Source organism: Phaeobacter sp. CECT 5382, assembly GCF_001457775.1.
Lineage (GTDB): Bacteria > Pseudomonadota > Alphaproteobacteria > Rhodobacterales > Rhodobacteraceae > Pseudophaeobacter.
On sequence record NZ_CYSG01000001.1, the window covers coordinates 302,681 to 317,153 of the forward strand.

Consider the following 14,473-nt stretch of genomic DNA (forward strand, 5'->3'; position numbering starts at 1 on the left):
ACCATGACCCTGAACATCCCCCTCGAAGAGGCCCTCGCCGCACTGACCGCCGCAGCCGAACCTGACCGCGTTGAACAGATGGTTGCCTATCACAAGCAAAGCCGCCCGGTGCTGGGGGTTCCCAACACCGCACTCAACGATATCACCAAAGCGTGGCGCCAGGATCTGAGCCTGGCAGACCGTCTGAGCCTGGCAGATGAGCTGTGGAAAACGGATATCTTCGAGGCCCGGATTGCCGCCGCCAAACTGCTGACCCAGGCCCGGATCAAGGAAGATACCGAAGTCTGGAACCTGCTGCAAAGCTGGCTGCCCGATTTCGATGGCTGGGCGATTGCCGATCACGCCTGCATGGCGGCACAAAAGCGGCTGGTGGCCGACCCTGCGCGGCTTGATGATGTGGAGACCTGGACCACTTCCGATCACATCTGGACCCGCCGCGCGGCTCTGGTCGCTTGCCTGCCTTGGGCCAAACTGAACCATCTGAAGCCCGAGGATCAGGCCCGTCGGGACCGCATTCTGGGTTGGGCTGCGTCTTATGTGCCGGATCGCAACTGGTTCATCCAGAAATCCATCGCCTGGTGGATCCGAGATCTGAGCAAGCATGACGCAGAGGCCAGTCACAGCTTTCTGGCCCAACATGGTGACGCCATGAAGCCCTTTGCCCGCAAAGAGGCCGGCAAGTATCTGAAAACCCCTGTTGCAGCCAAACCTGCCGATCAGAACGCGTCCCCAGAGAACTTGTGACGAACTGAACTGCGCTAGTCTGTCGTTGCTGATGTGCACTGCCGGATGTCACGACTGGACTTCACAGGACTTCACAGGCAACAGCCGACCAACTTGGCCAAAGCCGAACAGGACTCAAAAAAATGAAACAAGGGCCCCTCTTCAAAAGAAAGGGACCCTTGTTTCAATCCGAGTTTCAATCCGAGTTTCAATCCGAGTTTCAATCCGAGTCATTCAACCCAGCGGATACTGTATCATTTGAAAGTCTTGATGGAATTGCCCATCAGGTCGCGGGCAGAACCTGCACTTCGATCAGTTCGGTAAGGGGCGCACCAAGAGCCCGCATAGCACTGATAGACAACCGGCTTCCTGCCGTCGCAGACCCCGCAATTGGCCTCAACGTCACGGTCACTTCAGTGCCTTTGGGGCTACGCAGGCGTGCTCTTTGCTCTGAACTGACCAGCGGCGTCTCCATCCACAGCCCTGGGATCGAGGGATCCCCCAAGCCCGCAACCGTGCTGGCACGCCCTGAAAAAACCGGGGCCGCTGCACTGGCTAGATCAGTCGCTTGTGCTGCGGACTGCGCCGCCGCTACAGGATCAGCTGCCACCGCAGCGGTTGCCTCGGGGTTCAGCGCCGAAAGCGGCGCACCCGGATCGGATGCACCCAGATCGGACGTCCCCTGTGGCACAGGTTCCGTTTTCGCGGAGCCGCCTCCAAGAATGTCGGAATTCCACTGCAGGCTGTTGCAGGCCGCAAGCAACGTCGCAGAGCTGAGGATCAAAAACATCTTTTTCATCCTCAAAGATTAGCTGCGGAATTGCTGTTTTGCCAGCCTGAAAGCAGTGGAAATACCACTCTACTCTTGCCCTAGGCGGGTCTGCGCTTTAGCTATACTGCATGAAAGCTCCGCTGATCGATCCATTCGCCCGCGCCATCACTTATCTGCGTGTCTCTGTTACGGACCGCTGTGATTTCCGATGTGTCTATTGCATGTCCGAAAACATGACCTTTCTGCCCAAGAAAGAGCTGCTGACGCTGGAAGAGCTGGATCGTCTTTGTAGCGCGTTTATCAACATGGGTGTCGAAAAGCTGCGCATCACTGGCGGCGAGCCTTTGGTGCGGCGTGATATCATGACCTTTTTTCAAGCGATGTCGCGGCACCTGGAGACTGGTGCTCTCAAGGAACTGACGCTGACCACCAATGGCTCTCAGCTGGAGAAATACTCTGAAGCGCTGTTTGCGGCCGGGGTGCGGCGGGTCAATATTTCGCTTGATACCCTGGACGAAGAGAAATTCGCCCGGGTGACCCGCTGGGGGCGTCTGGCCCAGTTGCTGCGCGGCATTGATGCGGCGCAAAAGGCCGGGCTTCGTGTCAAGATCAACGCCGTTGCCCTCAAAGGCTTCAACGAAGAAGAGCTGCCTGCGATCACCCGCTGGTGCGCCGAGCGTGATATGGACCTGACCTGGATCGAAGTGATGCCAATGGGCGAGGACATCGGCAGCGAAAACCGCATCGGCCAATTCTGGTCTCTGAAAGATGTGCGCGCCGAATACGAAAACCACTATTCCGTCAGCGATCTCTCGGAACGCTCCGGTGGTCCTGCCCGCTATGTGCAGCTCGCTGAAACCGGCCAGAAGATCGGCTTCATTACGCCGCTTAGCCATAATTTTTGCGAAAGCTGCAACCGGGTACGCATCACCTGTACTGGTGAGATTTACACCTGCCTTGGCCAGGAGGGCTCTGCGGATCTGCGCGCTCCGCTGCGGGCCAGCGTGGATGGACCTGATCTACTGGACGATGCCATTCGCGCAGCCATCGGTGACAAACCCAAAGGCCATGATTTTGACTATTCCCGACAGGAAGTGGCAGGCACCATGTCCCGCCACATGAGCCATACAGGCGGTTAAGCAGCAGTCGATGTCTCATGACGCGCCCGGCGACGCCTCGCCGACCCTGCTATTCCATGTCTATCGGACCCTCACACGGCTGATCGCCCCTTTTGCCTATCGCAAGGTCGCAGCAAAGCTTGCCGGCCAGAATGTAAGCAGGCTCCGCCAACGTGAGCGTCTGGGATACTCCAGCGCGCCACGTCCGGTCCTGAAAGGATCATCTCCGTTGATCTGGTTTCATGGCGCTTCCGTCGGAGAAAGCCTGGCAGCCATCACCCTGATCAACCGGCTGGCAGAACGCCTGCCACAGGCACGTTTTCTGCTAACCTCGGGCACCGCCACCTCCGCTGCTATGGCGGAAAAACGTATACCTGCCTGTTGCCAGCACCAGTTTGCACCGCTGGATGCCCCCGGCCCTGTCCAGAGATTTCTGGCGCATTGGCGCCCCGATGCCGGGGTTTTTGTCGAAAGCGAGCTTTGGCCGGTCACCCTGTCTGCCGCCAGGACGCAGGGGGTCAAACTGGCGCTGGTCAATGCCCGCCTGTCTGAACGCTCGATCGCAAGCTGGCGTAAAAAGGAACCAACAGCCCGTTACGTCCTGGGCTTGTTCGACCTTGTGTTGACCCAGAACGACCAGATGGCACAAAGCCTGTTGTCGCTTGGCGCGAAACCAGAGAACGTCTTTCCCAGCGGAAATCTGAAGGCCGGAGCCGAGGCCCTGCCCGTGGATGCAACGCTGGAGGCCGAGATGCGCCAGACGCTTGGCGATCGGCCGCTCTGGATTGCCAGTTCCACCCATGAGGGCGAAGAGGAAGCTGTGCTTGCCGCCCATCACAGTCTGCTCAAATCTCATCCCGATCTCTGCCTGCTGCTGGCCCCGCGCCATCCCGAACGCGGCGACGAGGTCGCCCAGCTTGCCCGCGCTCAAGGATTGTCCGTGGCGCAGCGCAGCAAAGGCGCGCCGGTGGATGACACGGTCCAGATCTATCTCGCCGACACATTGGGAGAGCTGGGCACCTGGTACGCACTGTCGCCTCTGGTCTTTCTCGGTGGCTCCTTCCTGCCCATTGGTGGGCACAACCCCTTCGAAGTGGCAAAAGCCGGAGCTGCCGTGCTGACCGGTCCCGGCTACAGTAATTTCGCCGAGACCTTTCCGCCGATGATCGCGGCGGGTGGCGCAATCGAAGTGGCCGATGCAGAGGCGTTGGCGACTACCCTGGACCTCTGGATCTCCCAGCCAGACACACTGGATCAGGCGCGCAGAAGGGCCAGTGATTTTGCCCAACAGCAAGCCGGACAATTGGATCAGGTCATTGACCGGTTGATATCCGGCCTCGCATTGGAAAGCGACGCATGAGCGAACTTTTTGTCACTAATTTCAACAAGAACTTCACGGGGGTTTCGGCCACCTGCGCAAATGTTCTGCGCCAACAGCAAAAGACCTATGACTTGCAACTGGTAGGCCAGCCGCTGCCCGCCTGTCCCGCCCCCATCACATTGGCGACGGCGCGGCGGATGTCCCGCAGCCCTACGGCCAGCCTTCCCTTTGCCATCTGGCATGTGCGCCGCAACACCGAAATGCGCGCCGCCATCTGGAGCCGGGATGTCCTGCGCCTGCCGATCCGTGTCGTCTTCACCTCAGCCGCTCAACGGCGTCATTCCGCCCTGCCCCGCTGGCTGATTTCGCGCATGGATGCGGTGGTCGCCACCACCGACGAGGCCGCAGCCTTTGTCCCGCATGTGCGCGCCGTGGTGCCACATGGGGTCGATACCGACACCTTTTGCCCGGCTGAAAACCGCAAAACGGCCTGGAAGGCATTGGGCTACGGCGGCAGCATGGGGATCGCCAGCATCGGGCGCATTCGGCCCGAAAAGGGCACCGATCTTTTTGTCGAAGCCATGCTGCGCCTGCTGCCTCAGCTACCTGGCGCAACGGCTCTTGTTCTGGGCCGGGCCAGCCGTGAACACCAGGGGTTTCTGAAAGACCTGAAGAGCCGGATCGCAGCGGCTGGTCTGACCGACCGTATTGTGTTTCCCGGCGAAATCGCCGCTGCTGATCTGCCAAAGGTCATGCGTGCGCTATCCCTGGTGATGCAGCTTCCCCGCTATGAGGGCTACGGCATGGTGCCGCTCGAAGGTATGGCCAGCGGCGTGCCTTTCATCGGCTCGAAGACCGGATATTATCAAGCTTTTTGCGCACAGGGCAAAAGTGGTCTGGTAGTGCCGCTTGAGGCCGCCGAAGATGCCGCTACAGCGGCGCTTTCCCTGCTGCTGGACAAGGGGAGACACGCCGCAATGGCGCAGTCTGCACGCGAAATTGCCCAACATAGCTTTAGCGCCACCCATGAGGCCCAAGGCATCGACACCGTCTATCAAGAGCTTTGGCGCAAAGGTTAGGCACTCTATTGCTCCCTTTTGTTTTGCAGAACAAAAAAGGCCCAGCAGATGCCGGGCCTTTTCTAATTGTCGCCTACTGTGTAGGCATCCCGATCAAGCAGATGGCATCCGCTGCTCGACGATCTCGGCCCACCAGCTGCAGCCAGCCGGGATGGCTTCGTCGTTGAAATTATATTCCGGGTGGTGCACCGACGCACTGTCGCCATTGCCGACCAAAATATAGGCGCCCGGACGTTCTTCCAGCATAAAGGCGAAATCTTCGCCGCCCATGACCAGGGGAGCCTCTTCGCAGTCACCCGCAATTCCAGTGGCGACCTTGGCGGCAAATTCTGTCTGCTCTTCATGGTTGACCATGACCGGATAACCCCGGTGATAGGTCACATCCGCAGTGCCGCCATAGGTGGCTGCAACCCCTGCGCAGATTTCCTTGATACGCTGTTCCGCCAGATCGCGGATCTCGCTCGACATGGTGCGCACGGTGCCTTTGATCTGCACCCGCTGCGGGATCACGTTAAAGGCCTTGGAGGAGGTCTCAAACGAAGTGACCGACACCACGATCTGCTCAACCGGATCGGCGTTGCGCGACGCAATCGTCTGCAGCGCCAGCACGGCCTGCGCCGACATCACTGTGGTATCGATGGTTTCCTGTGGCTTCGCCGCATGGCCGCCGCGCCCCTCGAAGGTGATGTCGAACTGGTCGGTTGCGGCAAAGAACGCACCAGAACGGATGGCAAAGGCGCCTGTGGGTTTACCCGGCCAGTTGTGCATGCCGTAGACTTCCTGGATCCCCCAGCGCTCCATCATGCCGTCGTCGCACATTTCCTTGCCGCCGCCGCCGCCTTCTTCGGCAGGCTGGAAGATCACCACAACGGTTCCATCGAAGTTGCGCGTCTCGGACAGGTATTTGGCCGCGCCCAGCAGCATCGCCGTGTGACCGTCATGGCCACAGGCATGCATGGCGTTGGGGGTCTTGGAAGCATAGTCCAGTCCGGTCGCTTCGTGGATTGGCAGCGCATCCATGTCGGCGCGCAGGCCAATCACCTTGCCTGAGCTGTCGGATTTACCTTTGATCACACCGACAACGCCGGTGCGGCCAATGCCGGTGACGATCTCATCACAGCCAAACTCCTTGAGCTTGTCGGCGACCAGCGCGCTGGTGCGGTGGGTTTCAAACAGGATCTCGGGGTTTTCGTGGATGTCACGGCGCCAGGCGGTGATTTCATTCTGCAATTCGGCAAAGCGGTTCTTGACCGGCATGGAAACTCTCCTTGGTATTTGATGCCCCGGAACTTTGGTCCGGGTTTGTTTTGAATGGCTTTGTTGGCATAGCCCTTGGGCGGTGAGCCCTCAGGCCACGGGCCCTCAGGCGATGGGCATGCGTTGTTCGACAACCTCGGCAAACCAGCTGATACCGGTTGGAATGGCCTCGTCGTTGAAATCATATTCCGGGTGGTGCAGCCCAGCTGATGGGCCGTTGCCCAACTGGATCATCGCGCCGGGACGCTCTTGCAACATGAAGGAGAAATCTTCGCCCCCCATAGAAAGGTCCGCCTCTTTGCAGGCGCCGGCACCAGAAACCGTTTCCGCAGCTAGACGGGCAAAATCCGCTGCCGCGTCGTCATTGATTGTCACCGGCACCCCCAGATGGAAGGAAAGGTCTACCGAGCCGCCAAATGTCTGGGCAATACCATCGGCAATGGCCTGGATCCGTTCGGGGATAAGCTTGCGCGCCTCGGGGGAATGAGTGCGAACGGTGCCGCGGATCTCAGCGCGATCCGGAATCACGTTAAAGGCCTTGGAGGAGGTCTCAGCCGAGGTCACCGAGAGAACGCCTTGCAGCACTGGGTCGACATTGCGCGACAGCACGGTCTGCAGCGCGCAAATGATATGAGACATCATCACCGAAGTATCGACAGTTTCCTGCGGTTTGGCAGCATGGCCGCCACGCCCCTGCAGGCTCAAGGTGAACTCATCCACGGATGCTAGGATCGGGCCGGGACGGATAGTGAATTTGCCCAATTCAAGCCCAGGCGCGTTGTGGATCGCATAGACCTCGTCGATGCCAAAGCGCTCCATCAAGCCGTCTTTGCACATTGCCTCGGCGCCATTGCCGCCTTCTTCGGCGGGCTGAAAGATCACCACCGCCGTGCCGTCGAAATTGCGCGTCTCGGCCAGGTATTTCGCCGCTCCCAGCAGCATCGCCGTGTGGCCATCATGGCCACAGGCATGCATTGCATCCGGTGTTTTGGAGGCATGCTCCAGCCCGGTATGTTCCTGCATCGGCAGCGCATCCATATCGGCGCGCAATCCGATGGCCCGCCCCACGGTATCCGTGCGGCCACGGATTACCGCCACAACCCCGGTGCGACCAATGCCGGTCACCACGTCATCACAGCCAAAGCTTTTGAGCTTTTCTGCCACAAGCGCGCTGGTGCGGTGGGTTTCATACAGAATTTCGGGGTTTTCGTGGATGTCGCGGCGCCAGGCCGTCACCTCCGCGTGCAGATCTGCAATTCGGTTTCTGACTGGCATCGCGCGTCTCCTTCAGGTCGCTGGCATTCGTCGTTCGACAAGCTCTGCAAACCAGCTGCAGCCCAGCGGAATGGCTTCGTCATCAAAGACATAGGCCGGGTGGTGGCACATGGCTGTGTCCCCGTTGCCAAGAAAAATATAGGCGCCGGGGCGCTCTTCGAGCATGTAGGAAAAATCTTCCGACGGCATGATGGGAGGCGTGTCCTCATCCACCGCAGCCCCGACTGCGCGGGCCGCCTCAATCGCATAGCCGGTTTCAACGTCAGAATTGACAGTAACCGGATAGCTGGGCGACCAGATGACCTCGGCCGTGGCGCCAAAGGCCGCAGCTGTGCCGGTCGCGACCTGACGGACCCAGTCTTCGGCCAGGGTGCGATATTCGGTATCGAGCGTACGCACCGTGCCCTGCAATTTGGCAGTATGGGCAATCACATTTGACGCCGTACTGTCGGTTTCAAAAGTGCCAACGGTCAGTACCACGCGTTTGATCGGGTCAACATTGCGCGACACGATCGAATGCAGCGAGACCACGATCTGCGAGGCCACCAGCGTGGTGTCAATCGAATCATGCGGGGCTGCCGCATGGCCGCCCTTGCCGGTCACATTGATCTCGAACTCATCCGAGGAGGCCATCAAAGCACCAGGGCGAATGGCGAATTCCCCCACTGGCATGCCCGGCATGTTGTGCAGCCCGTAAACCTCCTGAATGCCCCAGCGGTCCATCAACCCGTCCTGGCACATCTCCAGCCCGCCAGCGCCGCCCTCTTCGGCGGGTTGAAAGATCAGCACGGCCTTACCATCGAAATTACGCGTCTCAGACAGGTATTTTGCCGCGCCCAGCAGCATCGCCGTATGGCCGTCATGGCCACAGGCATGCATCACGCCGGGCGTATTCGACGCATAGTCCACCCCCGAGGCCTCATGGATGGGCAGCGCATCCATATCAGCTCGCAGGCCAATAACGCGACCGGAGGTATTGGTCTTGCCCTCAATGACAGCAACAACGCCCGTGCGGCCAATGCCCGTGGTGATATCGCGGACGCCGAACCCCTTCAGCTGGTCGACGACAAAGGCCGCCGTCTTGTGGACTTCGTACATAAGTTCGGGATTCTCATGCAGGTGGCGCCGCCAGGCGGTGATCTCTTCCTGCATTTCGGCAAATCTGTTTTTGATTGGCACAGGCGCAACTCCTATCATTTGAGATGATTGGTACAAAAGTAAAATAGGCTTGTCTACGCTTCTTGCAAATCGGGGCCTTCGGCGGACAAAAAGGTGACGAGGTTGGCCTGCAGCTGCGCAATTTCCGGAGCACTAAGTCGAGCGGTGATGTCGTCCTGAACGCCAGAGAGACGCGTTTTGACCTCAAGAATGAAGGTCATACCTTCATCTGTAAGCGTCAGGCGTACGGTCCGGCGATCTTCGTCACAGCGTTCACGGCGCAGCAGGCCCCGTTCGGCAAGCTTGTCCACATAGCGGCCCAAAGTGGCATCATTGATCGCCAGGATCGACCCATAGACATTCTGCACCAGTCCGGGCTTGCGGCGCACCATGCCCAACACACTGAGATGGCCCGCAGACAGGCCGAGATCCTTGCCAATCGCCTCAACGTATTGCGCAATCATGCGCCCCGCGATCTGCACCAGAACCGCAAAATCTATGTCCTCATAGATTCCGCGCGGCAGGTCTGTTTCGGCTTCGTCCCTATCAATATCGGACATTATTCCCCCGGCTTTCTGTTTTTCCCGGCCTGATCATGGATACCTTTCTGCGCGGGATCCCGTCTCTACCCGAAAGGTTATTCAGACATTCTCTCAACCAGTTTTCTCATGAAATCATGGCCGGCATTAAGTTGTGCAACTGTGATGAATTCGTTGGGTTGATGCGCCTGAGCGATATCACCGGGACCACATATCACCGCCGAATAGCCCGCCGCCTGAAATTGCCCGGCTTCTGTGCCGTAGCTGACGACATGGGTTGCATTGTCACCAGTCAGGCTACGCACCAGTGCTTCGGCCTCACCCCTCTCCTCGGGAACCAAGGCGGGCACGTCAAAGGATTTTTCTATCTCGATACGCGCCTCGGGGTGGACCGCCTGCATCTCCGCTTCGATCTCTTGCACACGCTGGCGATAGGCGGCTTCCCAATCCCCTGCCTGTTCACCGGGCACCACGCGGAAGTCCATCATGAATTCGCAGTCCTTGGCGGTGATGTTATGGGCGGTGCCACCCGATATCATGCCCACGTGACAGGTGGTAAAGGGCGGGTTGAACAGGGCCTGCATCTCTCCCGGCTCGCGGGCCATGTTTTCAGCGTTGCGCTGGTTGGCCCAGTCGATCAGACGCGCCCCCTGCATGATGGCGCTGACGCCGGTGTGCATCAGCGAGCTGTGCACCTCGAACCCGATCATATGCGTGCGGTATCCTGTGCCCCCCTTGTGACCGGTCACGGCCTGCATCATCGAAGGCTCGCCCACAATAACGGCCGAACCTTTGGGCAGCAGTGGCTGCATCGCCTCGATCATGGGCGGCGCCCCGGTGCAGCCGATTTCTTCGTCAAAGCTGAGCGCCAGTTGCAAAGGTCGTTTCACACCACGCTGATGTGCCGCGACCAAGGCCCAGATCGCCAGCGCGTCAAAGCCTTTCATGTCGCAGGTGCCGCGGCCGAAATACTTGCCGTCGCGTTCGACCACGGTGAAAGGATCCGTATCCCAGGGCTGGCCATCGACCGGCACCACATCCGTATGCCCTGAGAGTACAATCGCGCCTTCGACCATAGGGCCGACATGGGCAAAGACGGCCGCCTTGTGCGGCTGATCCGGGTCGACCCAACGATGCGAGGCAATCCCTTGATCGGACAGATACCCCTGAACCCAATCAACCAGCGGCAGGTTGCTATCGCGACTCACCGTCGGGAAAGCAACAAGATGCTCCATGATCTGGAGCGGCGTCAAAACTGTCGTCATCGAGTCAGTACCCGCTGTCGGTGGTAAGCACGAAATGCCCCGGTTCGACCTCAAGATATTGCGAGGGCTCTGGCTGATAATCGAGACCGTGGATGGGAGAGGGAATCGGTTTGAAGTTCAGATCCTTCTCGCTTTTGCGACGATGCGGATCAGCGATTGGAACCGCTTTCATCAGCGCCTGCGTATAGGCGTGCTGCGGGTTTTCAAACACCCGCGCGCGGGGGCCCAGCTCAACGATGCGGCCCAGATACATCACGCCAACCTGATGGCTGACTCGTTCGACCACCGCCATATCGTGGCTGATGAACAGGAAAGACAGCCCCAGATCCGCCTGCAGTTCCATCATCAGGTTCAACACCTGCGCCTGCACCGACACATCCAGTGCCGATACGGCCTCGTCTGCGACAATGAGTTTCGGGTTCAACGCCAAGGCACGGGCAATGGCGATGCGCTGACGCTGACCACCGGACATCTCGTGCGGGTAGCGGCGCATGAAACTGCGCGGCAGCTGCACCCGGTCAAACAGGGTGGCCACCCGATCCTGCAGTTCGGACCCCGAAGCGAGACCATAGTTGTGCAAAGGTTCAGCCACCTGATCCAGCAGCTGCATCTGCGGGTTCAGGGAGGCGAAGGGATCCTGAAAGATCATCTGCATGTCCAGCCGCGCCTTGTGCATATCGGCATGGTTCAAATCCAGAATATTGCGCCCCTCGAATTCGACCTTGCCGGACTGAGGTTCAACCAGACGCAGGATCGACCGCCCGGCAGTGGATTTCCCACAACCGGATTCGCCAACCAATGACAGGGTTTGGCCCTTGAACACCTTGAAAGAGACATCTTCAACCGCATGCACATTGGCCACGGTGCGCCGCAGCAAGCCACCTTTGACCGGAAAGCGCGTGGTGAGGTGCTCCACATTGAGCAGCACCTCGTCGCTGCCGGTGATTGGTGCGATTTTCTGATCCTCAACGCCCATCAGCTTCATCGGTTCGGGATAGGCTTTGCCCTGCATCTCACCCAGCTTTGGCACCGCGGCCAACAGCGCCTTAGTGTAGTCGTGCTGCGGGTTTTCAAAGATCTCCTGAACGGTGCCTTCTTCGACCTTGTTGCCGCGGAACATGACGACAACGCGGTCAGCCATCTGCGCCACCACGGCCATATCATGGGTGATGAACATCACTGCCGTGCCGGTTTCGCGCTTCAGGCGGTCCATCAAGGCGAGGATTTCGGCCTGAATGGTCACATCCAGCGCCGTTGTCGGCTCATCCGCGATCAAAAGGCGCGGCTCACAGGCCATGGCCATGGCGATCACCACCCGCTGACGCATCCCGCCCGACAATTCGTGCGGATACTGCTTCAGGCGGCGTTCCGGTTCAGGAATACGGACCTGGACAAGCAGCTCAAGTGCGCGGGCCTCGGCCTCTGATTTATTCATGTTTTTGTGGACACGCAGCCCTTCGGTCAACTGACGGCCAACGGTAAACACCGGATTCAGCGCGGTCATCGGCTCCTGAAAGATCATGCCAATCTCGTTACCGCGAATCTCTTTCATCAGGTCACCGGAGGCATCTGCGAGGTCTTGCAGGGCGCCATCGCCGCGATCAAACATCAGCTCTCCGGCCGCGATTTCACCACCGCCAAACTCGACCAGTCGCATCAAAGACAGCGAGGAAACCGATTTTCCCGAGCCAGATTCGCCAACCACACAGACGGTTTCTCCGGGGTTGACGTCAAACGAGACGTTTTCGACGCCAACAACCGGGCCGTCTTTGGTCTGAAATTCGACTCGCAAGCCCTTAATTTGTGCAATTGGTTGATCCAGCACCCGGTCTTCCCCTTGTTAATCCGCGTTCCACAGGCCTTTGAACCAGTGTCGCATTGATGTTTATTTGGCGCCTAAGACGCAGATTTTCGCTGTTATACTCTCGTATAGTTCGCGTTTAGTATGAGGACGGGATCTAAGACTATCCCGGACGTCCCGTCAAATCTATCGCGGAAAATTCCCGACGGTAAGGCTTGCATTTTCCTCAAACTCTGTTTCGATACGGCCAGTATCTGCTTGGGGAGCGGTGTTCGTTAATTGATCGAATTCTTTTGAAAACGCTCAGTTGCAATTGTTCCCATAAATGATCCTGAGCAGAGCGACCTCATATCCGCAGCGATGCGGCAACAAGCCGGGACCGACTGACGCCTGGCACAAAAAGACACGTAATGTGTCCGACAAGGAGAGTGTAATGAAACTCAAAACCCTATTGATGGGAGCCATCGCCTCGGCTGCTATCGCGCCTGCGGCCTTTGCCGAGCGCGGCTCCGACGGCCAGGTCAATATCATCTATTGGCAAGCGCCCTCGATCATGAACCCCTTCCTTTCTGGTGGTACCAAAGACGTCGAAGCCGCCTCGCTGGTTATCGAACCTCTGGCGCGCTACAACGAAGTTGGTGAGATGGTGCCTTTCCTGGCCGCCGAGATCCCAACGGTTGAAAATGGCGGCGTCAGCGAAGATCTGACCACCATCACCTGGAAAATTGCCCCCGGCCTCAAATGGTCCGATGGCTCTGCCTTCACTGCCAACGACGTGAAATTCACTGCCGACTACTGCATGGATCCCGAAGGCGGCTGTGCCCAGGTTACAAAATACGAAGGCGTGAGCTCGGTTGAAGCGCTGGACGATCTGACCGTCAAAGTCACCTTCGCAAAGCCTACCCCCTTCCCTTATGGCCCCTTCGTTGGCGGTGAAAGCCCCATCATCCAGGCAGCCCAGTTCGCCAACTGCATGGGCGCCAAAGCACCTGAATGCACCGAGGCCAACTTTGGCCCCATCGGCACCGGCCCCTTTGTGGTTGATGAATTCAAACCAAACGACGTGATCACCCTGTCAGCCAACCCGAACTACCGTGACCCGGCCAAGCCTGCCTTTGCCAAGGTCCTGTTCAAAGGGGGCGGCGACGCAACCGCTGCTGGTCGTGCCGTAATGGAAACCGGCGAATTCGACTACGCCTGGAACCTGCAGCTGGCACCCGAAGTCATTGCCCGCATGGAAGCAGCCGGCAAAGGTACCCCCGTCGCTGGTTTCGGCCCGCTGGTTGAGCGCATCATGCTAAACAACACCAACCCTGATCCGGCGCTTGGCCCGGATGAGCGTTCGGTGATCCGTCCGCACCCCTTCTTGGGCGACCCTGCCGTCTACAAAGCCATGTCGCTGGCGATCGACCGTCCTTTGCTGGTCGAAATCGGCTACGGCAAAGCGGGTAAAGTCACCTGTAACTGGATCCCGGCTCCTGCGGCGGTGAATTCCGACACTTTCACCTGCGACAAGCAAGACATCGCAGCTGCAAACGCGATGCTGGACGAAGCGGGCTACAAAGACACCAATGGTGACGGCGTACGCGAAACCCCTGCTGGCGTTCCAATGAAGATCCTGTACCAGACCTCGACCAATGCCGTGCGTCAGGATTTCCAGGCGCTGATCAAACAGTGGTGGAGCGAAATCGGTATCGAATCCGAACTGCGTAACCTCAGCGGCTCCGTGTTCTTTGGTGGTGATCCCGGCTCGCCCGACACCTTCCAGAAGTTCTATGCTGACGTTGAAATGTATGCAAATACCTTCAACGGCACCGACCCTCAGTCCTACTTGGCCAACGGTCTGTGCGACAAGGCACCTACTCCTGCATCGCAGTGGCAGGGTGAGAACATCTCGCGCTTCTGTAACGAAGAGTTCGACAAGCTGCATGCTGAGCTGACAACCACAGCCGGTGCCGCAGCCCGTGCCGAAATCTCCAAGCGTCTCAATGACATCATCGTTGAAAACGGCGGTATGATCCCGCTGGTTCACCGTGGCCGTCTTTCAGCACATGCCAATACTCTTGGCGGTGTTGTGCTGAACGTTTGGGACAGCGAAATCTGGAATGCTGCTGACTGGTATCGCATCAAGTAAGTGGTCCAGAGCCTAACGAGGCCCCGGTGAT

General features: G+C 58.7%; 12 protein-coding genes. 5 read left to right on the plus strand and 7 right to left on the minus strand.

What is annotated here, in order from left to right; all coding sequences use genetic code 11:
* Nucleotides 1-3: 3 nt before the first annotated feature.
* Nucleotides 4-744, plus strand: coding sequence for a DNA alkylation repair protein (locus PH5382_RS01430; protein WP_058332550.1), 741 nt, complete (start codon nucleotides 4-6; stop codon nucleotides 742-744).
* 262 nt (nucleotides 745-1,006) lie between these two features.
* Here PH5382_RS01430 and PH5382_RS01435 read toward each other — a convergent pair whose 3' ends face one another.
* Nucleotides 1,007-1,522, minus strand: a complete 516-nt coding sequence (locus PH5382_RS01435) for a lipoprotein (protein WP_058332551.1) — start codon at nucleotides 1,520-1,522, stop codon at nucleotides 1,007-1,009.
* A 101-nt stretch (nucleotides 1,523-1,623) separates the two neighbouring features.
* Between PH5382_RS01435 and moaA the strand changes: the two genes are divergently transcribed.
* Genes moaA through PH5382_RS01450 form a run of 3 tightly spaced genes read left to right on the plus strand, consistent with a single transcriptional unit; the run spans nucleotide 1,624 to nucleotide 5,013 of the window.
* Nucleotides 1,624-2,634, plus strand: a complete 1,011-nt coding sequence (gene moaA, locus PH5382_RS01440; protein WP_058332552.1) for a GTP 3',8-cyclase MoaA — start codon at nucleotides 1,624-1,626, stop codon at nucleotides 2,632-2,634.
* A gap of 10 nt (nucleotides 2,635-2,644) precedes the next feature.
* Entirely contained in the window at nucleotides 2,645-3,973 is a 1,329-nt protein-coding gene (locus PH5382_RS01445) for a 3-deoxy-D-manno-octulosonic acid transferase (RefSeq protein WP_058332553.1), read from the plus strand.
* Nucleotides 3,970-5,013 carry a glycosyltransferase family 4 protein gene (locus PH5382_RS01450; protein WP_058332554.1) on the plus strand — a complete coding sequence of 348 codons (1,044 nt, stop codon included), beginning with the start codon at nucleotides 3,970-3,972 and terminating at the stop codon, nucleotides 5,011-5,013. Before PH5382_RS01445 ends, PH5382_RS01450 begins: the two co-directional genes overlap by 4 nt.
* A 93-nt stretch (nucleotides 5,014-5,106) precedes the next feature.
* On the opposite strand, the gene PH5382_RS01455 is transcribed toward PH5382_RS01450, so the two are convergent.
* The 6 genes from PH5382_RS01455 to PH5382_RS01480 all read right to left on the minus strand — a co-directional run bounded on the left by PH5382_RS01455 (nucleotide 5,107) and on the right by PH5382_RS01480 (nucleotide 12,332).
* Nucleotides 5,107-6,270 (minus strand): M20 aminoacylase family protein, encoded by a 1,164-nt coding sequence (locus PH5382_RS01455; protein ID WP_058332555.1) that lies wholly within the window; start codon nucleotides 6,268-6,270, stop codon nucleotides 5,107-5,109.
* Between the two features lie 105 nt (nucleotides 6,271-6,375).
* Nucleotides 6,376-7,545 carry a M20 aminoacylase family protein gene (locus tag PH5382_RS01460; protein WP_058332556.1) on the minus strand — a complete coding sequence of 390 codons (1,170 nt, stop codon included), beginning with the start codon at nucleotides 7,543-7,545 and terminating at the stop codon, nucleotides 6,376-6,378.
* A gap of 12 nt (nucleotides 7,546-7,557) precedes the next feature.
* The gene (locus PH5382_RS01465; RefSeq protein WP_058332557.1) at nucleotides 7,558-8,724 is read right to left on the minus strand and encodes a M20 aminoacylase family protein; all 1,167 of its coding nucleotides are present in this window, start codon (nucleotides 8,722-8,724) and stop codon (nucleotides 7,558-7,560) included.
* A gap of 53 nt (nucleotides 8,725-8,777) precedes the next feature.
* The gene (locus PH5382_RS01470) at nucleotides 8,778-9,263 is read right to left on the minus strand and encodes a MarR family winged helix-turn-helix transcriptional regulator (RefSeq protein WP_058332558.1); all 486 of its coding nucleotides are present in this window, start codon (nucleotides 9,261-9,263) and stop codon (nucleotides 8,778-8,780) included.
* Between the two features lie 77 nt (nucleotides 9,264-9,340).
* Entirely contained in the window at nucleotides 9,341-10,507 is a 1,167-nt protein-coding gene (gene argE / locus PH5382_RS01475; protein WP_058332559.1) for an acetylornithine deacetylase, read from the minus strand.
* 4 nt (nucleotides 10,508-10,511) lie between these two features.
* A complete protein-coding gene (locus tag PH5382_RS01480) occupies nucleotides 10,512-12,332 on the minus strand; it encodes an ABC transporter ATP-binding protein (RefSeq protein WP_058332560.1) in 1,821 nt (606 codons plus the stop codon).
* Nucleotides 12,333-12,741: 409 nt separating this feature from the next.
* Between PH5382_RS01480 and PH5382_RS01485 the strand changes: the two genes are divergently transcribed.
* The gene (locus tag PH5382_RS01485) at nucleotides 12,742-14,442 is read left to right on the plus strand and encodes a peptide ABC transporter substrate-binding protein (RefSeq protein ID WP_058332561.1); all 1,701 of its coding nucleotides are present in this window, start codon (nucleotides 12,742-12,744) and stop codon (nucleotides 14,440-14,442) included.
* The last annotated feature ends 31 nt before the right edge of the window (nucleotides 14,443-14,473 follow it).